The 24,611-nt window shown below is 68.1% G+C and carries 21 protein-coding genes; 11 read left to right on the forward strand and 10 right to left on the reverse strand.

Features of this window, described 5'->3' with window-relative positions:
* Positions 1 to 41: 41 nt before the first annotated feature.
* The gene (locus tag SPHPHY_RS22675) at positions 42 to 176 is read left to right on the forward strand and encodes a hypothetical protein (protein ID WP_269213766.1); all 135 of its coding nucleotides are present in this window, start codon (positions 42 to 44) and stop codon (positions 174 to 176) included.
* A 160-nt stretch (positions 177 to 336) separates the two neighbouring features.
* On the opposite strand, the gene SPHPHY_RS0114565 is transcribed toward SPHPHY_RS22675, so the two are convergent.
* The 3 genes from SPHPHY_RS0114565 to hslV form a co-directional block, all read right to left on the reverse strand.
* Positions 337 to 1,443: a helix-turn-helix transcriptional regulator gene (locus SPHPHY_RS0114565; RefSeq protein ID WP_022687423.1), complete on the reverse strand. Its 1,107-nt coding sequence runs from the start codon at positions 1,441 to 1,443 to the stop codon at positions 337 to 339.
* Between the two features lie 37 nt (positions 1,444 to 1,480).
* A complete protein-coding gene (gene hslU / locus SPHPHY_RS0114570; protein WP_022687424.1) occupies positions 1,481 to 2,782 on the reverse strand; it encodes an ATP-dependent protease ATPase subunit HslU in 1,302 nt (433 codons plus the stop codon).
* A 135-nt stretch (positions 2,783 to 2,917) separates the two neighbouring features.
* On the reverse strand, positions 2,918 to 3,460 hold the full coding sequence (hslV, locus tag SPHPHY_RS0114575) for an ATP-dependent protease subunit HslV (RefSeq protein WP_022687425.1): 543 nt from the start codon (positions 3,458 to 3,460) through the stop codon (positions 2,918 to 2,920).
* A 143-nt stretch (positions 3,461 to 3,603) separates the two neighbouring features.
* On the opposite strand from hslV, the gene SPHPHY_RS20270 reads away from it, so the two are divergent.
* A complete protein-coding gene (locus SPHPHY_RS20270) occupies positions 3,604 to 3,789 on the forward strand; it encodes a hypothetical protein (RefSeq protein WP_022687426.1) in 186 nt (61 codons plus the stop codon).
* A 224-nt stretch (positions 3,790 to 4,013) separates the two neighbouring features.
* Here SPHPHY_RS20270 and SPHPHY_RS0114585 read toward each other — a convergent pair whose 3' ends face one another.
* The 5 genes from SPHPHY_RS0114585 to folE all read right to left on the reverse strand — a co-directional run bounded on the left by SPHPHY_RS0114585 (position 4,014) and on the right by folE (position 6,750).
* Entirely contained in the window at positions 4,014 to 4,421 is a 408-nt protein-coding gene (locus tag SPHPHY_RS0114585; RefSeq protein WP_022687427.1) for a holin family protein, read from the reverse strand.
* A gap of 15 nt (positions 4,422 to 4,436) precedes the next feature.
* Complete coding sequence (locus tag SPHPHY_RS0114590; RefSeq protein ID WP_022687428.1) at positions 4,437 to 4,973, reverse strand: glycoside hydrolase family 108 protein; 537 nt, start codon at positions 4,971 to 4,973, stop codon at positions 4,437 to 4,439.
* A gap of 69 nt (positions 4,974 to 5,042) precedes the next feature.
* A complete protein-coding gene (locus SPHPHY_RS0114595) occupies positions 5,043 to 5,393 on the reverse strand; it encodes a dihydroneopterin aldolase (RefSeq protein WP_022687429.1) in 351 nt (116 codons plus the stop codon).
* Positions 5,393 to 6,118, reverse strand: coding sequence for an SDR family oxidoreductase (locus SPHPHY_RS0114600; protein WP_022687430.1), 726 nt, complete (start codon positions 6,116 to 6,118; stop codon positions 5,393 to 5,395). The genes SPHPHY_RS0114595 and SPHPHY_RS0114600 overlap by 1 nt, the downstream gene beginning before the upstream one ends.
* A 5-nt stretch (positions 6,119 to 6,123) precedes the next feature.
* Positions 6,124 to 6,750: a GTP cyclohydrolase I FolE gene (gene folE, locus SPHPHY_RS0114605; RefSeq protein WP_022687431.1), complete on the reverse strand. Its 627-nt coding sequence runs from the start codon at positions 6,748 to 6,750 to the stop codon at positions 6,124 to 6,126.
* 104 nt (positions 6,751 to 6,854) lie between these two features.
* On the opposite strand from folE, the gene SPHPHY_RS0114610 reads away from it, so the two are divergent.
* On the forward strand, positions 6,855 to 7,061 hold the full coding sequence (locus SPHPHY_RS0114610) for a DUF2945 domain-containing protein (RefSeq protein WP_022687432.1): 207 nt from the start codon (positions 6,855 to 6,857) through the stop codon (positions 7,059 to 7,061).
* Positions 7,062 to 7,189: 128 nt separating this feature from the next.
* Positions 7,190 to 8,575: a M20/M25/M40 family metallo-hydrolase gene (locus tag SPHPHY_RS0114615; RefSeq protein ID WP_022687433.1), complete on the forward strand. Its 1,386-nt coding sequence runs from the start codon at positions 7,190 to 7,192 to the stop codon at positions 8,573 to 8,575.
* On the opposite strand, the gene betI is transcribed toward SPHPHY_RS0114615, so the two are convergent.
* The gene (gene betI / locus SPHPHY_RS0114620) at positions 8,542 to 9,132 is read right to left on the reverse strand and encodes a transcriptional regulator BetI (protein ID WP_022687434.1); all 591 of its coding nucleotides are present in this window, start codon (positions 9,130 to 9,132) and stop codon (positions 8,542 to 8,544) included. The two genes, SPHPHY_RS0114615 and betI, sit on opposite strands and share 34 nt — an antisense overlap.
* A gap of 48 nt (positions 9,133 to 9,180) precedes the next feature.
* On the opposite strand from betI, the gene SPHPHY_RS20275 reads away from it, so the two are divergent.
* Positions 9,181 to 10,401, forward strand: a complete 1,221-nt coding sequence (locus tag SPHPHY_RS20275) for an aromatic ring-hydroxylating oxygenase subunit alpha (protein WP_022687435.1) — start codon at positions 9,181 to 9,183, stop codon at positions 10,399 to 10,401.
* Positions 10,402 to 10,501: 100 nt separating this feature from the next.
* Entirely contained in the window at positions 10,502 to 12,130 is a 1,629-nt protein-coding gene (locus SPHPHY_RS0114630; protein WP_022687436.1) for a phytoene desaturase family protein, read from the forward strand.
* Here SPHPHY_RS0114630 and SPHPHY_RS20280 read toward each other — a convergent pair.
* Entirely contained in the window at positions 12,102 to 13,409 is a 1,308-nt protein-coding gene (locus SPHPHY_RS20280) for an amino acid permease (protein ID WP_022687437.1), read from the reverse strand. The two genes, SPHPHY_RS0114630 and SPHPHY_RS20280, sit on opposite strands and share 29 nt — an antisense overlap.
* Here SPHPHY_RS20280 and SPHPHY_RS0114640 point away from each other — a divergent pair.
* The 5 genes from SPHPHY_RS0114640 to SPHPHY_RS0114665 all read left to right on the forward strand — a co-directional run bounded on the left by SPHPHY_RS0114640 (position 13,408) and on the right by SPHPHY_RS0114665 (position 24,551).
* Positions 13,408 to 15,006: a tetratricopeptide repeat-containing sulfotransferase family protein gene (locus tag SPHPHY_RS0114640; RefSeq protein ID WP_022687438.1), complete on the forward strand. Its 1,599-nt coding sequence runs from the start codon at positions 13,408 to 13,410 to the stop codon at positions 15,004 to 15,006. The genes SPHPHY_RS20280 and SPHPHY_RS0114640 overlap by 2 nt on opposite strands.
* A 232-nt stretch (positions 15,007 to 15,238) precedes the next feature.
* Positions 15,239 to 17,749, forward strand: coding sequence for a TonB-dependent receptor (locus tag SPHPHY_RS0114645; RefSeq protein ID WP_022687439.1), 2,511 nt, complete (start codon positions 15,239 to 15,241; stop codon positions 17,747 to 17,749).
* A 589-nt stretch (positions 17,750 to 18,338) separates the two neighbouring features.
* Entirely contained in the window at positions 18,339 to 21,197 is a 2,859-nt protein-coding gene (locus tag SPHPHY_RS0114650) for a TonB-dependent receptor (RefSeq protein ID WP_022687440.1), read from the forward strand.
* A gap of 55 nt (positions 21,198 to 21,252) precedes the next feature.
* Positions 21,253 to 22,356 carry an arabinan endo-1,5-alpha-L-arabinosidase gene (locus tag SPHPHY_RS0114655; protein WP_022687441.1) on the forward strand — a complete coding sequence of 368 codons (1,104 nt, stop codon included), beginning with the start codon at positions 21,253 to 21,255 and terminating at the stop codon, positions 22,354 to 22,356.
* A gap of 170 nt (positions 22,357 to 22,526) precedes the next feature.
* Positions 22,527 to 24,551, forward strand: coding sequence for a M13 family metallopeptidase (locus tag SPHPHY_RS0114665; protein WP_022687442.1), 2,025 nt, complete (start codon positions 22,527 to 22,529; stop codon positions 24,549 to 24,551).
* Positions 24,552 to 24,611 lie beyond the last annotated feature (60 nt).

Below are 24,611 nucleotides of genomic sequence, written 5' to 3' on the forward strand. Positions count from 1 at the left end.
GCCGGGGCCAAGGGTTGATGGCGGGCAAGCGGAGAGCGATCATGAGCGACGACATCATGGACCGGCCGGTCCTGGAGAAGAATTCGAAACGGCCGATCAAGTTCGGACTGTTCTATCTCGGCTTCCTGCTGATCGCAGCGCTGCTGATCCTGTTCTACGCCGGCGACCTGATCTAACCCCGGCACGCTCGGCGGCGGCGTTGCCGCATCCGGATCGCGACGACGATCGTCACGATCACAAGCGCTCCGGCTGATGCATAGTCCATGTGGGTGGCTCTCCCGATGACCGGAGTACGCCCGACCCGTGCGCCGCCTCCGTCAAAGAGATGAGAGGGCGTCAAAACCTCGTCAGTATCCGGATCAGCTGCGATTGCCGGGTGGTCTGCGTCTTGGCAAACAATTGCCGCATGTGGACGCGGACGGTCGCGATGCTGACGCCAAGCATCGCCGCGGCCTCGTCCGGGGTCAGGCCGTCCACCAGCACCTTCGCCACGTCGCCCTCCCGCGCCGTCAGCCCGAAGGCGGCGCACCACAAACCGCGTGCGGGCGCCGGCCGCGCCTCTGGATCGAGCAGCGTCACCAGCGCTGCGGCGTGATCGGGCACCAGCGAGCGGCGCTCCTGCGGGAGCGGCCACGCACATAGCACGTAGGAGGGCCGGTCGGCATCGCGTTCGATCTGCGTCGCGTCGGCTGCCGCGCCCCCCGGCACCGTCGCGCGTTCGATCAGCGCGGACAGGCGCCGCTGGCTCGCCCAGTCCGTCGCCACCAACCGACCGCCACGCACGCGCAGCCCGTCACCGCGCGCCACCGCCGCCTCGAAATCGGCGGTCATGCGCAGTACCGCGCCGCTTTCGTCGAGCAGCGCCGCCGGCTCGCCCGTCGCGGCCAGCCGCGCGGTCCACCATTGTTCGCGCAGCTTCTCGGCATGAAGCACGCCGAAGGAGAGCGCGCGCTCCAGCGTGTCGGACAACGCGGCGAGCCGCCGCCATTGCGCGTCGCTGGTGACGCCCCGTCCGACGGCATTGTGGATCGACAAGCCTCCCACCCAGCGGCCGTCGCCGATCACGGCCGCCATGGATGCGAAATGCCCCATGCCGGCATGTTCGGCCGTCCAGTCGACATGGCGACGCGTCATCGGATCGTCGAAGTCCAGCACGTCGATGTCGCGGTAGAGGCGTGATCGTTCGAGGCGCGCCACCACCGGCACCTGCGGATCGAGCAGGTAGATGCCCTCGTCACGATAGCGGGCGGTGGCGACAGGATCGGGATGGTGGATCGCGTTCCACGCCAGCGCGCCGCGCCCGCGATCGACCATGCCCAGAAAGCCGCAATATCCGCCGACCCAGTCCGACGCGCGCTGCAACCACGGCAGCCAGCCGTCCGCCCCGTCATCCATCGCCGCCACATAGGCGCCGTGGATCAGCGCCCCGTATTCGTCATCCATGCCGCCCCCCAGCGATAACCTGGGGATAAAGCCTATGTTACAGGACGAAGCGGCTCAAGTCGGAGTTGCGCGCGACGCTGGCCAGTTGCCGCTCGACATAGGCGCCGTCGACGGTCAACGCGTCGCCCTTCCGATCTTCGGCATCGAAGCTGACGTCCTCCAGCAATTTCTCCATCACCGTCTGAAGCCGGCGCGCGCCGATATTCTCGATCTCGCCGTTCACTTCGGCCGCGATCCGCGCGATCGCGCGGATGCCGTCGTCGGTGAAGGTCACCTCGACCCCCTCGGTCGCGATCAGCGCCCGGTATTGCGCCGGCAGCGATGCCTTGGTGTCCGACAGGATCGAGACGAAATCGTCCTCGGTGAGGCCCTTGAGTTCGACGCGGATCGGCAGCCGGCCCTGAAGCTCGGGCAGCAGATCGCTCGGCTTGGCGACGTGGAACGCGCCGCTGGCGATGAACAGGATGTGGTCGGTCTTCATCGGACCGTATTTGGTGGCGACCGTCGTCCCCTCGATCAGCGGCAGCAAATCGCGCTGCACGCCCTCGCGGCTGACCGAGCCACCCCGCACGTCGCTCACCGCGATCTTGTCGATCTCGTCAAGGAAGACGATGCCGTTCTCCTCGGCGTCCTGCAACGCCACGCGGCTGACCTCGTCCTGGTCCAGGCGCTTGTCGGCTTCCTCCTCGACCAGTTTCTCCCATGCGGCCGGCACCAGCAGCTTGCGACGCTGCTTCGGCCCGCCGCCGAACGCCTTGCCCATCATCTCGGACAGGTTGATCATCCCGACCGATCCCTGCCCGCCGGGCAGATCGAACGGCATCTGCGGCGCCTGCGCGAGTTCGAGCTCGACCTCCTTGTCGGCGAGATGCCCCTCGGCGAAACGTTGGCGGAAGCTGTCGCGGGTCGCCTGGCTGGCGTCCTTGCCGACCAGCGCGTCGAGCAGCCGGTCCATCGCCGCAGCCTCGGCCTTGTCCTTCACCGCCAGGCGACGGCGTTCCTTTTCGAGCCGCACCGCTTCCTCGACAAGGTCGCGCGCAATCTGCTCGACGTCGCGGCCGACATAGCCGACCTCGGTGAACTTGGTCGCCTCCACCTTCACGAACGGCGCGTCGGCGAGCTTGGCGAGGCGGCGGCTGATCTCGGTCTTGCCGCAGCCGGTCGGCCCGATCATCAGGATATTCTTGGGCGTCACCTCGTCGCGCAGGTCCGGCGCGAGCTGCTGGCGGCGCCAGCGGTTGCGCAGCGCCACTGCGACCGCGCGCTTGGCGTCCTTCTGCCCGATGATATGCGCATCGAGCGCGGCGACGATCGCCTTGGGGGTGAGATTATCGTTCATGGTTTTTCAAAGCCTTGGTCGGCGAATGTTGCGAATGTTGAGACGCTGGTCATTTCCGTGGACGCCGGAATCGCGTGCGGCACGCGCGCGTTGCCGGACGAGGACGCCCAGCCTCCACCGCGGCGACGACGATGGTCAGGTGCTGGACTCCAGCGTCTCTACGGTGAGCCGATCGTTGGTGTAGACGCACACCTCCGCCGCGATCGCCATCGCCTTGCGGCACAGCACCTCGGCATCGTCCTCGTAATCGACCAGCGCGCGTGCCGCAGCGAGCGCGTAATTGCCACCCGAGCCGATCGCCGCGATGCCCTTCTCCGGCTCCAGCACGTCGCCGTTGCCGGTGAGGATCAGCGTCACGTCCTTGTCGGCGACGATCATCATCGCCTCGAGGTTGCGCAGATACTTGTCGGTCCGCCAGTCCTTGGCCAGTTCCACGGCCGCGCGCATCAGGTGGTAGCCGTGGCGCTCCAGCTTGGCCTCGAGCCGCTCGAACAGCGTGAAAGCGTCGGCGGTCGCGCCGGCAAATCCGCCGATGACCTTCCCGTCGCCCAAGGTCCTGACCTTGCGCGCATTGGGCTTCATCACGGTCTGGCCCATCGAGACCTGCCCGTCGCCGATGACCACGACCTTGCCGCCGCGCCGTACCGAAAGAATGGTGGTGCCATGCCAGACGGGCATGGAATGTGAATCGTTACCGCTCATAGGCCCGCGATTTGGGGCGCGGGGGTGCCACAGGCAAGGGCAACGGAAGATTGTAACCGGGGTAATAGTATCGACACGAACAAGCGACCATATCGCGCGCAGGAGAGTGAGCAGCGTCGATGATTACCGACAAGGACCGATTGTATTTCCAGACCCGTGCCGAGGCCGAACTGCGGCTGGCGGCCGAGGCCGAGGACCCCGCCGTGTGCCAGGCGCATTATGCGATGGCGACCCAGTATCTGGAAGCCGCGCACGGCGCCAACATGCGGCTGCCGCCCGACCCGCAGCGGCTGGCGCGGATATAGTCGCCCACGTCCGGCGTTCGTCGCGTCGCCGTCGTCGACCCGGAATCCCGCTTTCTTCCGTCCGCGCCGACGGAGATCTGGGTCGTACGGCGCTTCGCGCCACGGTCGACCTGACGTTCGTCATTGCGAGCACAGCGAGGCAATCGAGGGCGTCCTTGCCCCTCTCGGGATTGCTCGCTCCGCCCGCAACGACAGATCACCGGACGCGTGCTGGCGGAATCCCGTCAGCGCGCCTTTGCCTTCCCCCATTCCCGCGCGACGGTATAGCCGAGATAGCCGGTGCCGAAGAGCGCGTAGAGCGGCTCGGGCAACCCGGTGAGATACGCGTTCATCGCCTGCGCGATCGCGGTCGCGGCCGCCGGCCGGAATGCGGCGATCACCCCCATCGGGATACTCCACAGCAGCAGCGCATACATGACGTAGAGGAAGCCGGGGCGCGCGCGGCTGGTCCACGGATCGGCAGCGCCGGCCTCCGCCAGGATCGCGGAGAGCTGCGCCTTGACGCGCTCCAGTTCCTGCGTGCCCTCAAGCCGCAGCAGTTCGCGTTGCGCCGTCTCACGCGCACGCGGATCGGGGATCAGTTTGTCGAGCAGCCCCGCAACGGGGCCGATGATCGTATCGACGATCGCCATGTCCGTTCCCCTCCGTCAACCAATGCGCTGTGCGAGCCAGCCGTAGAGGAAGGCCTCGTTGGCGGGGCGCTGCTCGGCGAGCGTCAGGTAGCGTTCGCCCTGCAACGCCTCGACCGCGCGCGTCAGCACCGTCTCGGCGACCGGACCGCGCGTGGCGAGGAAGCCGGCGAGCGCGTCTAGCGTCTGCGCGCCGATGCGGCCGTCGCACGGCAGGTCGGGATACTCGCGCGCGCCGCGATTGAGCGCGTTGAGCGCGCGTTGCAGGAAGGTCGCCGCGACGATCGGCCCCATGTTGACCCCGGTGTCGAACAATTCGGCGGCGAGCCGCGGTGCGTGCGCGGCGACCTTGTCGAAGGCGGGACGCGTCCAATAGCTGCGGCGATAGATCGCGGCGGCGGCGGGGCGCGCGAAATGGCGCATGTCGCCGGCATAGCCGCTGGCGCGCGCGACCGCCTCGGTGATGCCGAAGCGGGTCGCCCCGCCGCGGTCCGCGGGGTGATGGACATAGCCGCCCTCACGGTCGATCACGGCGTCGATGAGATCGTCGATCATGCTGTCATTCTCCTTCTGCTGGAGAACATATCAGCAACATCGTCTTGTAGGACAGCCGCCCGGCGTGGCTCAACGCCCCCGGACGATCTCGCATCCCACCCGCGCGTCGGGATAGACGTCGGGCTTCATCGAGCGGACCCGCACCTCGCGGACGCGCGGATCGGCGAGGCAAAGCGCCGCGACACGTTCGACCAACGTCTCCTGCAAGGCGAAACCCTCGCCCGCGGTCAGTGCATGGATGCCGTCGCGCAACGCATCGTAATCGAGCACCTGCGCGATCGTGTCGGCGTCGGGCGCCTGCTCGTAGGCTACGGTCATCCGCACCGACAGCAGCACGCGTTGCGGCACCGCCTCGTGCGGGTGGATGCCCAGCCGCATCGCGACCGCGAGATCGTCGAGGATGATCGCATATTCGGCCATCACGCGCGCCCCTCGAACATCACGTCGCGGTCGCCGGGGCAGAAACGCTGGCCGCAATCGACGAACACGTTCTGCCCGGTAACGCTGCGCGCCTCCAGCAGCCAGACGACCGCTTCCGCCACCGCTTCCGCCCCGACCGGGCGGCGCAGCAGGTTCGCACGCGATACCGCATCGAATTCGGCCGCGCTCTGGTCACCGCTCGGCAGCGTCAGGCCGGGCGACACCGCGTTGACGCGCACGCGCGGCGCGAACGCCTGCGCCATCAGCACCGTCGCCTGCGCCAGCGCCGCCTTGGTCAGCGTGTAGCCGTAGAAATCGGGGTTGGGGTTGGCGAGCTTCTGGTCGAGCAGATTGACCACAGCGCCCTCCCGCCCCTGCCCCGCCAGCGCCGCGGCCAGCAAGGACGGGGCGACGACGTTGATCGCGTGCAGCCGCGCGGCCAGCACCGCATCCGGCGCGGCCGGCGCGTCATATTCGAAGAGCGAGGCATTGTTGACCAGGCCGTCGACCGGACCGCCGTCGCAGGCGCGTGCGAACAGCGCCGCCGCGTCCGTCGCGTCGGCCAGATCGCCCGGCACCGCCACGCCGCCCAATGCCGCCGCCAGCGCCTCCGCCTCGTCCCGCGAGGATCGATAATGGATCACCGGCACGTGCCCCGCCGCCGCAACCGCGCGCGCGATCGCCGCACCCAGCCGCTTCGCGCCCCCGGTCACCAGCACGCGCATGGCGATCAGCGCAGCCCCATCAGCGCCAGCACTTCCTTGCGGCTGCGCTCGTCGTCGCGGAACACGCCCATCATCCGGCTGGTCACCATGCCGACGCCGGAGGTGCGCACCCCGCGCGCCGTCATGCAGGCGTGGCTCGCCTCGATCACCACCGCGACGCCGAGCGGCTTCAGCCGCGTCCAGATGCAGTCGGCCACCTCGGCGGTCAGTCGTTCCTGCACCTGCAGGCGTCGCGCATAGCCGTGCAGCACACGCGCCAGCTTGGAGATGCCGACGACATGGTTGCGCGGCAGGTACGCGATATGCGCCTTGCCGATGATCGGCGCCATGTGATGCTCGCAGTGCGACTGGAACGGAATGTCCTTCAGCAGCACGATCTCGTCATAGCCGCCGACCTCTTCGAAGACGCGCGACAGGTGCACGCCGGGATCCTCGCCGTAGCCCGCGCAATATTCCTTCCATGCGCGCGCGACGCGGCGCGGGGTGTCGACAAGACCTTCGCGCGAAGGATCGTCGCCGGCCCAGCGCAGCAGCGTGCGCACCGCGGCGGCCACGTCGTCGGGCACCGCGATCTTGCCGTCTGCTGCCACCAGATCGCCGTCGTCGGGCGTCGCCTGCACCGTTTCGCTCATCTTATCCTCAATCAAGTCGCGCGCAGCCTTAGCACGATTTGCCCGCGCGCAACCCTGCGCGTCCCCCGCGGGTTGCACAGGCCGATACGCGAAGGAGAGCGACGATGGCCGACGATCTGAAAAAGGGCGACGACGTGAGCTGGAAGTCGCATGGCGGCACCGCGCACGGCACGGTCGAGAAGAAGCTGACGTCCGAAACCTCGATCAAGAGCCACAAGGTCAAGGCATCGAAGGACGATCCGCAATTTCTGGTCAAGAGCGACAATGGCGGGAAGGCCGCACACAAGCCGGGCGCGCTGAAGAAGGAATGAGCCGACGCGCGCGTCGACGGTGACGAAGCATCAGGCAAGCAACGCGTCGTCACGGTCGCTCACACGCCTTGTTGCGGTCGAAGACAGGTCCTAACGTCAGCCACTTCGGCGCAACGAAGGGGCGGCAAATGACGTACGGCAGGTTCTTCTCGGGCATGGTCGCCGCTACGCTGTGCGCCACGCCGTTCGCCGCGCTCCGTGCCGAGCCGGCTGCCGAGGCGCAGGCGCTGGACATCGCCAAGCGCGCGATCGCCTTTCGCAGCGTCGCCGGGCCGGGCAACCAGACCCCGCAGCTTGCCGCCTATCTGAAGTCGGTGCTGGTCGCGGGCGGCATCTCGGACGTGGCGGTGACGCCCGTCGAGGACACCGCCTATCTCGTCGCGCGCTGGCCGGGCACCGATCGCGCCGCCAAGCCGCTGGTGATCTCCGGCCATATCGACGTGGTCGAGGCGAAGCCCGCCGACTGGCAGCGCGATCCCTTCACCCCGGTGGTCGAGAACGGCTACCTGTACGGCCGCGGCGCCACCGACATGAAGCTGGACGCCGCGGTGACGATCGCGGCGCTGTTGCAGATGAAGCGCGCCGGCTTTCGCCCGCGCCGCGACGTCGTGCTCGAATTCTCCGGTGACGAGGAGACGCGCATGAAGACCAGCGCGCTGATCGCCGAGCAGCTCAAAAACGCCGAGCTGGTGATCAACATCGACGGCGGCGGTGGCCGGCTCGGGGAGGACGGCAAAGCGCAATTCTTCACCTGGAACGGCGCCGAGAAGACCTATGCCGATTTCGAGCTGACCGTGACCGACCCCGGCGGGCACAGTTCCGCGCCGCGTCCGCAGAATGCGATCAACCAGCTGTCGGCCGCGCTGGTGCGGATCGGCAATTACCGCTTCACCCCGCAATCGTCCGATCTGACCAGGGCCTTCTTCGTCGCCGCCGCGAAGCAGAAGACCGGCGCGCTCGCGGCCGCGATGCGCGCGTTCGCCGCGAACCCGAAGGACGAGAAGGCGATCGCCACGCTCGCCGCCGACCCCGCGTACGTCGGGCAGATCGGCACCACCTGCGTCGCGACGATGGTGGGCGGCGGGCACGCGCTCAACGCCTTGCCGCAGCGCGCCACCGCCAACATCAATTGCCGCATCTTCCCCGGCGTGAAGCCCGCCGACGTGATGGCGACGCTCAAGCAGGTCGCCGCCGAACCGAAGATGACGATCCGCGACGTCAGCGAGGGTTCGGTTGCCAACGACGCCTCGCCGATGCGCGCCGATTTCGTCGCTGCGGTGACCAAGGCGATCGCGAAGACGCGCCCCGGCGTGCCGGTGTTCCCCAGCATGTCGGCGGGCGCCAGCGACAGCATGTGGTTCCGCTATCACCACGTCCCCAGCTATGGCGCGAGCCCGACCTTCATCAAGGAATCGGACGATTTCAGCCACGGCCTGAACGAGCGGACGCCGATCGACAACATCGCGCCCGGCATCGCCTACTACGAGTCGCTGTTCACCGACCTGTCGAGATAAGCGGCGGCGAGCGCGCGCGCCTCGTCGGCGGTGAAACTGCCGGGCGACAGGCACAGCTCGAGCCACAAGCCATCGACCAGCGCGGTCACCCCGATCGCCGCCAGCCGCACGCGCGCGGCCGGAAGCCCGCAGTCGGCGAGCAGTTGTTCCAGCCGCGCACGGAACCCCGCATAATGATGCTCGTGCCGCGCGAGCATCGCCGCATCCCCGCGCGCAAGGCTCCATAGCGCCAGCCAGGTCGCGAGCAGCGCCGGGTCCGCGATCGGGGCACCGAAATTCGCCGCGACATAGGCACCGAGCCGTGCACGCGGCGACGTGCCCGCCGACGCCACCGCCACCTCCAGCGCCGCGCCGACCTGCGCCGCGACATGGTCGTAGGATGCCGCCACCAGCCGATCGACTCCGCCGAAATGGTGCGTCACCAGCCCCGGCGACACCGCCGCCGCCGCTGCGATCGTGCGCACCGATGCGCCCGCCGCGCCGCGCTCCGCCAGCACGCGCACCGTCGCTTCGATCAACTCGCGACGCCGATCGTCGGGAGTGGCGCGCTTGCTCATCGCCCCGGCCTGTTATACGATCGTGCAACAAGCATGCGAGAACCTCCTATGCCTCGTTCTGCCGAGCTGCCACCTGCCGGTCTCCCCCACGCCGATCCTGACGCGGACTGGAGCCTGCCCGGCTGGCTCTATACCGATCCCGAGTATTTTGCGCTCGAATGTGCGCGAGTGATCCGCCCATCGTGGCAGATCGTCTGTCACGAAAGCGATCTCGACCGGCCCGGCGCATGGCGGACGCTGTCGTACCTGGACGAGAACGTCGTCGTGGTGCGCGGTGCCGATGGAGAGATCCGCGCCTTCCACAACGTCTGCCGCCACCGCGCGATGCGGCTGGTGGACGGCAGCGCGGGATGCGCGCGCAAGCTGGTCTGCCCGTACCACGCCTGGGTCTACGAACTCGACGGGCGGCTGAGCGGCGTGCCGGCGCGCCGCGACTATCCTGCGCTGGACATGGACGCGAGCGGGCTGGTCCCCGTCGAGGTCGACCGCTGGCGCGGGTTCGTCTTCGTCCGGCTGGAGGACGACGGCGGCCCGCGCGTCGCGGAGATGATGGCGCCCTACGACCACGAGATCGCGCCGTATCGCTTCGGCGACATGCGTCGCATCGGCGACGTGCGCCACCGCGAGCGGGCCGTGAACTGGAAGAACGTCGGCGACAATTATTCCGACAACCTGCACATCCCGGTCGCGCACGACGGCCTGACGCGCCTGTTCGGCAAGAGCTATGCGATCGAGGCGGCGGGATGGGTGGACCGGATGTCGGGCCAGCTGGTCGACCGCCCGTCCGACGATCCGTGGGAACGCTTCTACCAGACGCACCTGCCGCCGGTCGAACACCTGCCGCCGGCGAACCAGCGGCTGTGGCTCTATTACAAGCTGTGGCCGAACATGGCGTTCGATCTCTACGCCGACCAGATCGACTTCATGCAATGGCTGCCGCTGACGCCGACCACGTGCGTGCTGCGCGAGATGACCTTCGCGCTGCCCGATCCGCGGCGCGCGATGAAGCTGGTCCGCTATGCCAACTGGCGCATCAACCGCACCGTCAACGCCGAGGACACATGGCTGATCGAGCGCGTGCAGCAAGGCATGGCCTCATCCAGCTACACCGCCGGCCCGATCGGCGCGAGCGAGGTATGCCTGCGCAGTTTCGCCGCAAAAATCCGGACCCGCATTCCCGAAGCCCGCCTCCACCGCGCGCCGGCGCCGGGCTGGTCGAAGCACTCTCCGTCACCCCTGCGCCGGCAACGGCCCGTGGCGGTCGAGTGAAGGCAGGAGGCGGGACACGGGCGCGCCGGTGCTGTGCCGGGCGTGCGGCGGACTGAACAGCGATAGCCCCCTGTATGCGCAGGGGCGACGGGGAGCGGGCATGGCGGGAAAGTACGACGCGATCATCATCGGCGGTGGCCATAACGGGCTGGTCTGCGCCTTCTATCTCGCGCGCGCCGGATTGAAGGTCCGCGTGCTCGAACGCCGCCATGTCGTGGGGGGTGCGGCGGTGACCGAGGAATTCCACCCCGGCTTCCGCAACTCCACCGCCAGCTACACCGTCAGCCTGCTGCGCCCGAAGGTGATCGCCGACATGAAGCTGCACGACCGCGGCTTTCGCATCATCGAGCGGACGATCAGCAACTTCTTCCCCTTTCCCGACACCTATCTGACGCTAGGCGGCGGGATGGCGCGTACGCAGGAGCAGTTCGCGCGTTTCAGCCGCCGCGATGCGGAAGCTTATCCGCGCTACGACGCCGCGCTGGAGCGCGTTGCGCAGGTATTGCGCGACCTCGCGCTCAAGGCGCCGCCCAACGCCGGCGGCGGTCTGGCCGAGGTGGTCTCCGCGGCGCGGCAGGGGTGGCCGCTGGCGAAACTCGACATCGCCGCGCAGCGCGACCTGCTCGACGTCTTCACCAAGTCCGCGCGCGAGTTCCTCGACGGCTGGTTCGAGGACGACCACGTCAGGTCGGCGTTCGCGTTCGACGCAGTGGTCGGCAATTTCGCGGGCGTCTCCACCCCCGGCTCGGCCTACGTCCTGCTCCACCACGTCTTCGGCGAGGTGAACGGCAAGTTCGGCGCTTGGGGCCATTCGGTCGGCGGCATGGGTGCGATCACGCAGGCAATGGCGGCGGCATGCCGCGATGCCGGGGTGGAGATCTCGGTCGACGCGCCCGTCGCGCGCGTGCTGGTCGACGGCGGCAAGGCGGCGGGGGTGGCATTGGACAGCGGCGAGGAGATCGTCGCACCGGTGGTCGCCGCCAATGTCGGCCCGGCGCTGCTGTATCGCGAGATGGTCGACGACGCCGACCTGCCCGAGGACTTCCGCCGCCGCATCGCCGGGTTCCGGACCGGTTCGGGTACGTTCCGCATGAACGTGGCGCTGAGCGAGCTGCCCGACTTCACCGTCCTGCCCGGCAAGGAACGCGCCGAGCATCATACCGCCGGGATCATCATCGCCCCCGGACTCGACTATATGGACCGCGCGTTCGACGATGCGAAGGCGCACGGCTGGTCGCGCGAGCCGATCGTCGAAATGAAGCTGCCGACCACCGTAGACGACAGCCTCGCTCCGCCCGGTATGCACATCGCCAGCCTGTTCTGCCAGCAATTCGCCCCCGAGCTGACCCCCGGACCCGACGGGCGCCCGCGCAGCTGGGACGACGTGCGCGAGGAAGTCGCCGACCTCATCATCGACACCGTCGACCGCCACGCGCCCAATTTCAAGAAGTCGGTCATCGCGCGCCAGATCCACTCCCCGCTCGACCTGGAGCGCAAGTTCGGTCTGGTGGGCGGCGACATCTTCCACGGCCGCATGAGCCTCGACCAATTGTGGTCGGCGCGCCCCGTGCTGGGGCACGGCGACTATCGCGCGCCGATCCGCGGGCTCTACATGTGCGGGTCCGGGACACATCCCGGTGGCGGCGTAACCGGCGCGCCCGGGCACAATGCCGCGCACGCGATCCTCGCCGACCGCAGCCTCATGGCGCGGTGGCGCCGCCGCGCCTGACCGCGAGGTACACCGGCACCCCGGCGAGCAGCAGCCCCAGTGCCCAGCCGTTCGCCTCGCGCCCCAGCCCCCACGCCAGCCACGCGACGAACCCGGCCGCGACGAGGCCCGCCACGCGCGCGGGCCCGTCACGCCGCAGCAGCTTCACTGCGGCCAGCGCGCTGACGAAATACGCGAGCATCCCCGCGGCCAGCGACACCGCCGCGACGAACGCGAACAGGTCGCCCATCCCGCGCGTGTAATTGGCCAGCGTCACCGCCGTCACCATCGCACCCGCCAGGACGTGCGCGCGCACCGGCACGCCACGCATGCTTTCGTGCGCGAACCAGTGCGGGAACACGCCGCCGCACGCCATCGCGCGCGGCACCTCGCCCTGCAACAGCACGAAGCCGTTCAGCGCTCCCAACGCACTGACCGCGGCGAACAGCGCGACGACCTGCGCCACCCCGCTGCCGAATGCCACCCCCAGGAAGTCGGCGATCGGCGCGGGCGAGGCGGCGATCGCGGCGCGTGGCATCATGTACGTGATCGCGCTGGACACCGCGAGGTAGATCAGCCCGACCGCCGCCGTACCGATCAACGTGGCGCGCGGCACCGTCCGGCTGGCATCGCGCACCTTGTCCGCCGGCACGGTCGCCGATTCCAGACCCAGGAACCCCCAGAAGGTCAACGCCGCCGCGCCTGCCACCGCGCGCGCGTCCAGCGGTACGGCCGGGTTGCGCACCGCTGGTCCGCCGCCTGCCAGCACCCACCATGCGGCGAGCAGCACCACGGCACCGAGCGGCAGCAGCTTCAACACCATCGTCACCACCTGCACCCGCGCCGCCGCGCCGACCCCGGCGATGTTGACCAGCACCATTGCCCACACCAGCGCGACCGCGACGAGCGCGGCATGCGGGATCAACGCCGGGATCGCGACGCTCAGCGCGCTGACCGCCGCCACCGCGATCGCGCCGTTCCCGGCCCACACCAGCGTCCAGTAACTCCACGCCGCCGCAAAGCCGATGCGCGGGCCGAACGCGAGATCGGCATAGGCATATGGCCCGCCCGCCCCCGGCACCGCGCCGGCCAGCCGCGCGAAGACGAATGCCAGGCAGAGCGATCCCGCGATCGTCGCCACCCACCCCAGCGTGCCGTTGCCGCCCAGCGGCGCGAGCGTCGCGGGCAGCAGGTAGATCCCCGATCCGACCAGGTTGCCCATCACCAGCGCCAGCGCACCGAAGAAGCCGATCGTGCCGCTTGATCGCCGGGCGTCCGCGTGGTTTGCTCGCTTCTCCATGCCCGCTTCCTCCCGCACCACCCGCTTCCCGCCGATGCTAGTCGACGCCGCGCTGGCGCTCCATGACAATCGCCTCGACGTCGCCGAGCCGCTGTTGCGCACCTATTTGAAACGCGATCCGTTCGACGCGCGCGCGATCCGGATGCTTGCGGAGCTTGCCGGGCGCATCGGGCGCAATCGCGATGCCGAGACGCTGCTGCGCCGCGCGCTCGAACTTGCGCCCGGTTTCACCGCGGCGCGCGCCAATCTCGCGATCGTCCTGTATCGCCAGAACCGCGCGGTGGATGCGCTGGCCGAACTCGACACGCTGCTCGCCGCCGAACCCGAGCATCTCGGCCACGCCAATCTGAAGGCCGCGGCGCTCGGCCGGCTCGGCGGGTTCGAGGAAGCGATCGCGCTCTACGAACGCGTGCTGGGCGCCGCCCCCGCGCAACCCAAGGTGTGGATGAGCTATGGCCATATGCTCAAGACGGTCGGGCGGCAGGGCGACGGCGTCGCCGCCTATCGCCGCGCCACCGCGCTGCGCCCCGCGCTGGGGGAGGCGTGGTGGAGCCTCGCCAACCTCAAGACGGTCCGCTTCGACGACGCCGATGTGGCAACGATGGCCGCGCAGCTCGCCGACCCGACGCTCGCCACCGAGGACCGCTTCCACCTCGACTTCGCGCTCGGCAAGGCGTGGGAGGAACGCGGCGATGCCGACCGTGCCTTCACGCATTACGACGCCGGCAACGCGTTGCGACGCGCGCAGATCGCGTATGACGCCGAAGAGACGACCCGCTTCGTCGACGCGATCGTCGCCACCTGCGACGCCGGTTTCTTCGCCGCGCGCGCCGACTGGGGTTGCCCGGCCCCCGATCCGATCTTCGTGCTCGGCATGCCGCGCGCCGGCTCGACGCTGGTCGAGCAGATCCTCGCCAGCCATCGGCTGGTCGAGGGGACGACCGAGCTGCCCGACCTGCCCGCGCTCGCGCGCCGGATCGCAGACTACCCCGCCGGCCTGTCGGCGCTCACCCCCGAACGCGCGCGCGAACTCGGCGAGGAATATCTGCGCCGCGCCGCGGTGCAGCGCCGTACCGACCGCCCGTTCTTCGTCGACAAACTGCCCAACAACTGGGCGCATGTCGCGCTGATCCGGCTGATCCTGCCCAACGCCACGATCATCGACGCGCGCCGCGACCCGCGCGCCTGCTGCTTCTCCAACTTCAAACAGCATTTCGCGCGTGGTCAGGGGTTCAGCTACGCGCTGGACGACATGGGCCGCTATTACCGCGACTATGTGCGGATGATGGCGCATGTCGATCGCGTCCAGCCGGCGCGGGTTCACCGCGTCATCCACGAAGCGCTGGTCGACGCGCCGGAACCGCAGATCCGCGCGCTGCTGGCGGCGTGCGGGCTCGACTTCGATCCCGCCTGCCTGTCGTCGCACCGCACCGAGCGCGCCGTCCGCACCGCATCGTCGGAACAGGTGCGCCAGCCGATCTTCCGCGGCGGCGACCGCGCGTGGCGCCCGTTCGCCGCCCATCTCGCCCCGCTGGAGGCGGCGCTCGGCGACACGATCGACTGCTATCCGGAGCCACCCGCCTCGCTGTCCCGGTAAGGCGCGCTGACGAAGGGGCTCGCTGCGCCCCGTCGTGACGCGCGGTTCTTCATCACACCTGTACGATCCGCCCGCCCACGTGACAAATTCGCCACGCTTCATCGCCATCGTTCAATGGCTTGCATGCCCGATTGACCGCGCCACCGCCGCAGCGCAGCATGTCGTCACAAGAGCGCAACAAAGGGGCGCACCGAAAAGGGGGATTGTTGTGGTGGTCAGCTTTCGTGCTCGCATGCTTCTGTCGCTTCTCGCATCGGCGGCGATTGCCACCCCCGCCGTCGCGCAGACGACCGGCAGCGACAGCGGTCAGACCACGCAAGCGGACGTGCCATCGCAGCAGTCCGCCGCCACCAGCGACGGCGACATCATCGTCACCGCGCAGAAGCGCGACGAAAGTATCCAGAACGTCCCGATCAGCATTCAGGCGATCGGCACCCGCCGGCTCGATCAGCTGAACGTCTCGAATTTCAACGACTATACGCAGCTCCTGCCGTCGGTCGCGTTCCAGTCCTCGCAGCCCGGCGTCACCACCGTCTACATGCGCGGCGTCGCCTCGGGCGGGGACGGCAACCACTCTGGCTCGCTGCCGTCGGTCGGCGTCTACCTCGACGAACAGCCGGTGACCACGATCGGCGGCACGCTCGACATCCACATCTACGACATCGCGCGCATCGAAAGCCTCGCCGGCCCGCAAGGCACGCTCTACGGCGCGTCGAGCGAGGCGGGCACGATCCGCATCATCACCAACAAGGCCGACACCGCCGGCTTCTATGGCCGCGTCGATGGCGAGGTGAACATGCTGCGCTCGGGCGGGATCGGCTACACCAGCGAGGGGATGCTCAACATCCCGTTCGGCGAGCGCGTGGCGCTGCGCATGGTCGGCTTCTACCAGAAGGACGCCGGGTTCATCGACAACGTACCGGGCTCGCGCAGCTTCCTTCCGCAGCCCGGCGGCGTCACCGTCGACAATGCCGGCTTCGTCGAGAAGGACTATAACGACACCGAGACCTACGGCGGCCGCACCGCGCTGAAGATCGACCTCGACGATACATGGACCGTCACGCCGACGCTGCTCTACCAGGAACAGCGCAGCCACGGCAGCTACGGCTACGATCCGAAGGTTGGCGACCTCGAGGTGCAGCGCTTCTACCCCGAATATCGCCGCGACCGCTTCGCGCAGGCCGCGCTGACGATCGAGGGGCAGGTCGGCAACTGGGACGTCACCTATGCCGGCGCGCTGCTCGATCGGCGCGCGGTCCAGTCCAGTGACTATACCGATTATTCAGAGGCCTATGACTCGCTCTATTCGGCGGTCGGCGGGCTCGCCGGCTACTTCTACTACCAGGACAACGCCGGCAACACGATCGACCCGCGCCAGCGCGTCATCGGCCGCGATCATTTCAAGAAGCTCAGCCAGGAAGTGCGCATCGCCTCGCCCGCGGACCAGCCGTTCCGGATCGTCGCGGGCGGCTTCTACCAGCGGCAGAGCAACCTGATCTTCCAGGATTACCAGATCCCCAACCTCGGCGCGCAGGTGTCGGCGAACGGTTATCCCGGCACGCTGTGGCTGACGCGCCAGCACCGCGTCGACAAGGATTACGCCGTCTTCGGCGAGGCCAGCTACGACCTGACCCCGAAGCTGACGCTGACCGCGGGTGGCCGCGTCTTCATCTATGACAATTCGCTGATCGGGTTCTTCGGCTTCGGCCGCAATCCCGGTGTCGATCCGGAAGACGGGCGCCCCTATACCGCGACACCCTTCAACGCCGCCGGCAGTTCGCGGACCGGCGTGGCGAGTTGCTACCTGGCGGGTGGCGGTACGTTACGCGACGCGTTCATCAACGGCGGCGACACGTCCGCTTTCCTGACCACGCCGGACGTCGGCGCGATCCCGTGCGTCAATCTCGGCGTGCCGGCCGGCGGGCGGGTCCTGCCCAAGCGTGCCGATGGCCAGGGCGTCACCTACCGCTTCAACGCGACGTGGAAGCCAACCGACGAGATCCTGTTCTACGCCACCGCCTCGCGCGGCTTTCGCCCCGGCGGGATCAACCGGCGCGGCGACGTCGGCGACTACGATGCGGATTTCCTGACCAATTACGAACTGGGCTGGAAGACGTCGCTGCCCGGCGGTGCGCTCCGCTTCAACGGCGCGATCTATCAGCAGAACTGGGACCAGTTCCAGTTCTCGTTCCTCGGCGAGAACAGCTTCACCGTCATCCAGAACGGCCCGGATGCGCGCATCCGCGGTATCGAGATGGACACCAACGTCGCGCTGGGCGGCCTGTCGCTGACCGCCGCCGGCTCCTACACCGACGCGAAGACGCGTACCGACCTCTGCGCGTCGGTGGTGTGCAGCGGCACCGGCGACGACGTGCTCGCCCCGTCGGGAACGCGCCTGCCGATCACGCCGCGCTTCAAGGTCAGCGGCACCGCGCGCTATTCGGTGCCGATCGGCGCGATGCGCGCCTATGTGCAGGGGCTGGTCGCGCACCAGAGCTCCGCGTCCTCGGACCTGCGCATCGCCAAGGCCGGCGCGCTTGGACGACTGGAGGCTTACACCAGCGCGAACCTTTCGATCGGCGGCGAGCTGTCGAACTATACGTTCGAGGTTTTCGTGCGGAACCTGTGGGACGAACGCGGCCAGATCTCGCGCTTCCAGCAATGTGGATCGTGCGACCAGCGCCCGTACGTCGTCCCGATCGCGCCGCGCACGATCGGAATCCGCGCGGGCGCGAAATTCTAGGCGGGATCGAGATTCAGCGCCTCGCGCATGCCGGGCTGTTCGCCAATGAAGATTGGCCATCCGTCAGGGCGCATCGCGCTCGCACGATCGGGCAGGTTTGCGGCCTTCGCCCGTCATTGCGAGCGGAGCGAAGCAATCCAGCGTTCCGCGCGACGCCCTGGATTGCTTCGCTCCGCTCGCGATGACGGCGCTGCGGGGACGTTCGCTGGATGTCGATCGGCCTAGGTTGCGCACCCCGGCCTCGCGCCGGGGTCCGCTTCGCCCCAGCGATCAGGCAAACGATCGGGCCAGCCCCGGCCGAGGGTCGCGCGTCGGCCGCGGGGAATGTCGGACAGTCTGACGGGCTGTCGGGCCATGCTCGTCAGGACAGCCGGCGACGAGCCGTGCCGATTGCCGTCACTTCCTCTTTTCGCAAACGTTGTCTCCGCCGGTTGCTGTGTCGCGCGCGCCACATCATGTGGAGATTGCACGAAATATGAAACGCCGCTTCTTGCGCAATCCGCAGCCCGTGATACGCATATGTCCGAGTAATGGACGGCGGCAGACCGTCCATCTCGCGGACTGTTCCGCGTTGCAGGAGAGGATTGTCGTGGCACCCAAGCTGTTGTTTCTCGCATCGGTTTCCGCAGCGTCGCTGCTCGCCGCGGCCCCTGCGTACGCGCAAGCCGATGCCGTAGCGGCAACCCCGTCTTCCGACGCCGCGGCGCAGCCCGCCGCGCAGGAGCAGGCGGCCGACGATATCGTCGTCACCGGCGTTCGCGCCTCGATCATCGGCGCGCTCAACCGCCGCCGCGAATCGACGCAGATCGTCGATTCGGTCGTTGCGGAGGATGTCGGCAAACTCCCCGACAACAACGTGGTCGAGGCGTTGCAGCGCGTCACCGGCGTGCAGGTCACCGATCGCGGCCAGGGCGAAGCAGCGGGCATCCAGATCCGCGGCCTGCCCGATGCGCTCACCACGCTCAACGGCCGCAACATCTTCACGTCCTCGGGTCAATCGTTCTCGCTGCAGGACATTTCCGCGAACCTCATCAAGCGCGTCGATGTCTACAAGACCCGCGCCGCCGACCAGATCGAAACCGGCCTGGCCGGCCAGGTGGACGTCGTGACGCGCCGCCCGCTCGATTTCGACGGTTTCGCGCTCTCGGCGCTGGCGCGCGGGATCTACGACCAGGAAGCCGACACCTTCAATCCGAACGGCGCACTGCTGGTCAGCAACCGGTGGGAAACCGGGATCGGCGACATCGGCGTGCTCGTGAACGGCAGCTACACGCGCTCGAAATTCCGCACCATGTCGACCACCGCGGGCGCGTTCGTGCCCTTCGCGACGCTCAACCCGCCCGCGGGCAGCGGACTCACCGGCTTCCAGCGCATCTTTCCCGCCCCGACCAATCCGACGACGGGCGCGTTCATCAACACCCCGGCGCTCGGCAACTGGCAGGTCGGAACCGAAACCGGGCTGCCGACCGTGCCGGGCTCGACGATCAACGTCAACGGCGTGGAAACGCCTTACTATCTGTCGCGCGACGCCGTCTTCAGCTCCGACCTTTATGGCAAGCGTGAGCGGCCGTCCGTCAATATCGCGCTGCAATGGGCGCCGAACAGCAGTTCGGTCTATACCGCCGAGGCTTATTACTCGGGCTTCCGCGGCGAGACGTTCAACAGCCTCCAGTTCAGCTTCGTCGACGCATGGGGAAATCCGCAGGCGCCGGAGATCTATGACGGCACCAACATCGTCAAGTCGCGTGTCGCCAACGACGTCTACGGCTTCAACAGCGCGGATTACGGCCGCAGCCAGACCGACAGCTTCGTCTATGCCCTGAACGGCAAATGGGATGTCGGCGAGCATGGCGGGATCGTCGCCGACCTCGCGTATCAGACCACCACGAACAAGACCGCCTTCTTCGCGATGCGGACCGACCGCCTCGCCAAGCAGATCACCACCGACTTCAATGCCGGCGGCGGGATCCCGTCGTACCAGTTCGACAACGACGCGCTCCTCACCGATCCGAGCGTGTGGAACGTCGCGCAATTGTACGACAACAATAGCCGCGACAAGGGCAGTGCCTTCACGGCAACCCTCGACGGTTTCCACAAGTGGGACGGCGGCTTCCTTCGCCAGATCAAGGGCGGCTTCCGCTACGACGTTCGCCGCGCGTCGAACGAAATCCGCACGGCCGACGCCGCTTCGCTCAACCGCCCGCTGTCCAGCCTGCCGGCCGGCGCCACCTTCACGAACTCGGACTTCTTCGAAGGCCGCGGCGACGTGCCGACCAGTTGGGTCTCCGGGAACGGTTATTATAATTACGCAAACGCCGACCAGATCCGTACCCTGTACGGGCTGAAGACCTCGGACCAATTGTCGCTGACCAAGACCTTCGACATCGATGAGAAAACGACGGCCGCGTACCTGCAAGCAGACGGACAGCTGACGATCTTCGGTCGCCCGCTCGATCTGCAAGGCGGCGTCCGGTACGTTGCGGTCGATACCGACGCGACCTTTATCGACCGGTTCAACAACGGCGCGGTTTCGCGCGCCTCGCCGGGCTCGGACCGCTTCCTGAAGAGCTTCACGGCTCGCTACGAGATCACGCCCGCGATCCGCGCGCGCTTCAATTACGGCGAGACGCTGCGCCGGCCCAACTTCGGCGACATCAATCCCAACTTCAATCTCACCGGCGATCTGACCAACGTCGGCTATGGCAGCGGCAGTGCGGGCACCGCGAACCTGAAGCCGACCACGTCGAAGAACTATGACGTGGCGCTGGAATGGTATTTCGACCGCAACAGCGCGATCACCGTCACCGGTTTCCGCCGCGAGATCGAGGGGCTGGTGGTCCCGGTCAGCCAGCTGGAATTCATTCCGAACAACGGCATCGTGGCGGGCGCGACCAACAATTTCGTCATCAGCCGTCCCGCCAACGCCTCGAGCGGCGTGCTGAAGGGGCTGGAAGTGGGACTCACCTACTTCCCGACCTACCTGCCCTCGATCCTCGATGGTCTCGGCTTCCAGGGCAGCCTGACGCTGCTCGATTCGAGCCAGAGCGTGCCGATCTACGACAATGGCGGCCGACAGACCGGCGAGCAGCGCTCGAAGTTCTTCGGCGTGTCGGACCTGTCGTACAATGCGACGCTCGCCTACGACAACGGCCCGGTCGGCGCGCGGCTCTCCTACGTCTACCGGAACGCGTGGCAGGCCCGGTACGAAGCGCGGCTGTTCGCCAACCCGCTCGGCGTGTGGCGCCGCGCCGAGGCGAGCCTCGATCTCCAACTGACCGCACGGCTTACCGACCGGCTCGGCCTGACCTTCGACGCGGTGAACCTGACGCGCACCAAGCAGCAGGAATATTATCGCTTCGACAATGCCGGCGACAAGGATCGCTACAATCTGGGCACGGTGCTGATCCCGCGGACCTTCGCGATCGGCGCACGCTACAGCTTCAACTGATCGCCAGGGGGCGGGCCGCACGGTCCGCCCCTTCCTCCATGAGAAGGATCTGCCCGTGAAGCGCTTCCCCACGCTCGCGTTGCTGCTGTGCGCCGCGGGTTGCGGCGCGTCGGACGGCAAGCTGTCCGCCAGCACCGCGCCCGCCGCCGTGCCGAGCCCCGCCCCCTCGCCGACGCCCGGCCCCTCGCCGACGCCCAGCCCCACCGCCGCTCCGACGCCGGGTGCGAGCCTGTCGCTTGCGCTGACCGGCAATGTCGCGCCCGTCCACGACCCGGCGATCATGAAGGACGGCGACAGCTATTACCTCTTCACCACCGGCAATGCCGGCGACTCCGAGGGGCTGCTGGCGCTGCGCACGTCGACCGACCTGCGCGACTGGACGTTGCGCGGCGGCAGCTACGCCGCGCTGCCCGCCTGGACCGCCGCCGCCGTGCCCGGCGCGTCGGGAATGTGGGCGCCAGACATCTCGAAGGTCGGCAACCAATATCGGCTCTATTACTCGATCTCGACCTTCGGGAAGAACCAGTCCGCGATCGGGCTGGCCACCGCGACGGCGATCGATCCCGCCGCACCGGCCGCGAACTGGGCCGATCAGGGGCCGGTGATCCAGTCGCAGGGCAGCGACGATTACAATGCGATCGATCCGATGGCGTTCACCGATGCGGAGGGGCGCGCGTGGCTGACCTTCGGCAGTTTCTGGTCCGGCATCAAGATCATCCGCCTCGATCCGGCGACCGGCCTGCGTCTGTCCGGCGCCGCCGCGCCGCGTGCATTGGCGCAGCGACCGGCGCCGGACGCGATCGAGGCGCCGTTCATCATTCGCCACGACCGATTCTATTATCTGTTCGCGTCGTTCGACTTCTGCTGCCAGGGATCGAAGAGCACCTACAACACCGTCGTCGGGCGCTCGGCGGCGGCGGACGGCCCCTATGTCGACCGCGACGGCAAAGCGATGCTGCAGGGCGGCGGGACGCAGGTGCTCGGCAACGGCCAGGGCGACGGCAGTCGCTACGTGGGACGCGGCCACGCCGCTGTGCTGCAGCAGGGCGACGGCGACTATATCGTCTACCACGCATATGACACGCAGAAGAACGGCCTGCCGACGCTCCAGATCCAGAAGCTGACGTGGAGCGCGGACGGTTGGCCGAGCGTGCAGTGACGTTGCGGCGGACGCCCGCGCACTAGTCGATCGAGGCGAGACGCCGACATGCGGCCGCCGTCGTCCGCCCCCGGCATGTTCGCGACGATCGTGGCGCCGGGGTTCGGCGTGGCGCCGGCTCGATCCTGCGGCTAGGCTCGACGTTCGCCGATCCGCTTCTGGAGTCCTCGATGCGCCGTACCGCCTTGCTCGCCCTTGCGCTGGCCTCCCTGCCCGCGCTGCTCGCCGCCCAGACCGGCGGGCCGCGGTATCGCCCATGGGGGCTGGAGCTCCGGAACATGGACCGGAGCGTGAAGCCGGGTGACGATTTCTACGCTTACGCGGTGGGAACGTGGCTGCGCGATCACCCGATCCCGGCGGACAAGGTCGGCGCGGGTTATAATTACGATCTTCCCGACGAGATCGAAGCGCAGGTGCGCGGTATCGTCGAAGAGTCGGCGGCGCGTCCGGCGACGGCATCGGCAAGGAAGGTCGGCGACTTCTACGCGGCGTGGATGGATGACAAGGCGATCGAGGCGCGCGGGCTTGCACCGCTGAAGTCGCGGCTGGCGCCGATCGACGCGGTCCGGACGCGGCAACAACTGGTGCGATTGATGATGCGGCCGGGCTATTCCTCGCCCGTCAACATCGGCATCTCGACCGACGCCGACGATCCGACGCGCTACATGGTCGATGCCGGGCAGGCGCGCCTGGGGCTGCCGACGCGCGACTATTACCTTCTCACCGGCGAGAAGTACGACACGGTGCGCCGCGCCTATCGCGCCTATCTCGTCAAGTTGCAGGATCTCGCCGGAATACCGGACGCCGCCGCGCGCGCCGACCGGATCATCGCGCTGGAAACCCGGCTCAGCCAGGATCAATGGACGCCGGAGCAGGGCCGCGATCCCGTCAAGACCCACAATCCGATGACCCGCGCCGAGCTGACCAGGCTCGCGCCCGAAATCGACTGGACGCCGACCCTTGCCGGCATGGGGCTGGGCGCGGCCGCAAAGGTCAACGTGTCGCAGCCGAGCGCCGTCGCCGCGGCGGCGAAACGGCTGGGTGACGTACCGATCGCGACGTGGAAGGAATGGATGACGGCGCGCTTCCTCTCGGATGCCGCACCATTTCTGCCAAAAGCGTTCGATCAGGCAAACTTCGACTTCTACGCCAAGACGTTGCGCGGCGTACCGGAGCAGCGCGCGCGCTGGAAGCGCGGCATGGCGCTGATCGACGATGCGCTGGGCGAGGCGGTGGGCGCGATCTACGTGCAGCGGTACTGGTCGGCGACGACGCAGGCGAAAGCCGACGAGCTCGTATCCGATATGCGCGCGGCGTATCGCGACAAGATCGAGGCCGCGAAGTGGATGGACGACGCCACACGCACGGCCGCGCTGGCGAAGCTGGCGAGCTTCGATCCCCGGGTCGGCCACCCCGCGAAGTGGATCGACTATACGGCGCTGACCGTCAGCCGCACCGATCCGCTGGCGAACAATCTCGCCGTCGCGGATTTTCAGTGGCGGCTACAGCTGAAACGCTTCGCCGGGCCGGTCGACCGTGGGCTGTGGTTCATGACGCCGCAGACCGTGAATGCCTATTACGATCCGACGATGAACCAGATCACGCTGCCGGCCGCGATCCTGCAGCCGCCGTTCTTCGACGCGAACGCCGATCCCGCGGTCAATTACGCGGAGACCGGCGCCACCACGATCGGGCACGAGATGGGACATGGCTTCGACGACGAAGGCCGGCAGTTCGACGACAAGGGGCGCCTGCGCGACTGGTGGAGCAAGGCCACCGCTGCGCAATATACCGTGCAGGCGGACCGGCTTGCGCAGCAGTTCGACCAATATGAGCCGATCCCGGGCGTGAAGATCAAGGGGCGGCTGACGCTCGGCGAAAATCTAGCGGACCTCGGCGGCCTCGAAACCGCCTATGCCGCGTATCGCCGCTACGTGTCGCGGCACGGCGAGCCGCCGGTGCTGGACGGGATGACGGGCGACCAGCGCTTCTTCCTCGCCTATGCGCAGGCGTGGCAGGGGAAGCGGCGCGAGGAAGCAGTCCGTCAACAGCTGCTGAGCGACCCGCATTCGCCCGACAAATACCGGGTGAACGGCATCGTCCGCAACTTCGCGCCCTGGTATCAGGCGTTCGGCGTAAAGCCGGGCGACGCCATGTATCTTCCGCCCGAACAACGCGTCAGCGTCTGGCAGTAGGCGTCGCGTCTTCCGAGTGACGGGGAGCGGGCAGGCTTGTCCGCGCGATGCGTGTGCCGA

The sequence above is a fragment of the Sphingomonas phyllosphaerae 5.2 genome (assembly GCF_000419605.1).
Classification (GTDB): domain Bacteria; phylum Pseudomonadota; class Alphaproteobacteria; order Sphingomonadales; family Sphingomonadaceae; genus Sphingomonas; species Sphingomonas phyllosphaerae_B.

What these genes read in the sequence shown, in the direction of transcription:
- SPHPHY_RS22675 (WP_269213766.1), top strand. Translation starts at nt 42, where the DNA reads ATGAGCGACGACATCATGGACCGGCCGGTCCTGGAGAAGAATTCGAAA.
- SPHPHY_RS0114565 (WP_022687423.1), bottom strand. Translation starts at nt 1,443, where the DNA reads ATGGATGACGAATACGGGGCGCTGATCCACGGCGCCTATGTGGCGGCG.
- hslU (WP_022687424.1), bottom strand. Translation starts at nt 2,782, where the DNA reads ATGAACGATAATCTCACCCCCAAGGCGATCGTCGCCGCGCTCGATGCG.
- hslV (WP_022687425.1), bottom strand. Translation starts at nt 3,460, where the DNA reads ATGCCCGTCTGGCATGGCACCACCATTCTTTCGGTACGGCGCGGCGGC.
- SPHPHY_RS20270 (WP_022687426.1), top strand. Translation starts at nt 3,604, where the DNA reads ATGATTACCGACAAGGACCGATTGTATTTCCAGACCCGTGCCGAGGCC.
- SPHPHY_RS0114585 (WP_022687427.1), bottom strand. Translation starts at nt 4,421, where the DNA reads ATGGCGATCGTCGATACGATCATCGGCCCCGTTGCGGGGCTGCTCGAC.
- SPHPHY_RS0114590 (WP_022687428.1), bottom strand. Translation starts at nt 4,973, where the DNA reads ATGATCGACGATCTCATCGACGCCGTGATCGACCGTGAGGGCGGCTAT.
- SPHPHY_RS0114595 (WP_022687429.1), bottom strand. Translation starts at nt 5,393, where the DNA reads ATGGCCGAATATGCGATCATCCTCGACGATCTCGCGGTCGCGATGCGG.
- SPHPHY_RS0114600 (WP_022687430.1), bottom strand. Translation starts at nt 6,118, where the DNA reads ATGCGCGTGCTGGTGACCGGGGGCGCGAAGCGGCTGGGTGCGGCGATC.
- folE (WP_022687431.1), bottom strand. Translation starts at nt 6,750, where the DNA reads ATGAGCGAAACGGTGCAGGCGACGCCCGACGACGGCGATCTGGTGGCA.
- SPHPHY_RS0114610 (WP_022687432.1), top strand. Translation starts at nt 6,855, where the DNA reads ATGGCCGACGATCTGAAAAAGGGCGACGACGTGAGCTGGAAGTCGCAT.
- SPHPHY_RS0114615 (WP_022687433.1), top strand. Translation starts at nt 7,190, where the DNA reads ATGACGTACGGCAGGTTCTTCTCGGGCATGGTCGCCGCTACGCTGTGC.
- betI (WP_022687434.1), bottom strand. Translation starts at nt 9,132, where the DNA reads ATGAGCAAGCGCGCCACTCCCGACGATCGGCGTCGCGAGTTGATCGAA.
- SPHPHY_RS20275 (WP_022687435.1), top strand. Translation starts at nt 9,181, where the DNA reads ATGCCTCGTTCTGCCGAGCTGCCACCTGCCGGTCTCCCCCACGCCGAT.
- SPHPHY_RS0114630 (WP_022687436.1), top strand. Translation starts at nt 10,502, where the DNA reads ATGGCGGGAAAGTACGACGCGATCATCATCGGCGGTGGCCATAACGGG.
- SPHPHY_RS0114640 (WP_022687438.1), top strand. Translation starts at nt 13,408, where the DNA reads ATGCCCGCTTCCTCCCGCACCACCCGCTTCCCGCCGATGCTAGTCGAC.
- SPHPHY_RS20280 (WP_022687437.1), bottom strand. Translation starts at nt 13,409, where the DNA reads ATGGAGAAGCGAGCAAACCACGCGGACGCCCGGCGATCAAGCGGCACG.
- SPHPHY_RS0114645 (WP_022687439.1), top strand. Translation starts at nt 15,239, where the DNA reads ATGCTTCTGTCGCTTCTCGCATCGGCGGCGATTGCCACCCCCGCCGTC.
- SPHPHY_RS0114665 (WP_022687442.1), top strand. Translation starts at nt 22,527, where the DNA reads ATGCGCCGTACCGCCTTGCTCGCCCTTGCGCTGGCCTCCCTGCCCGCG.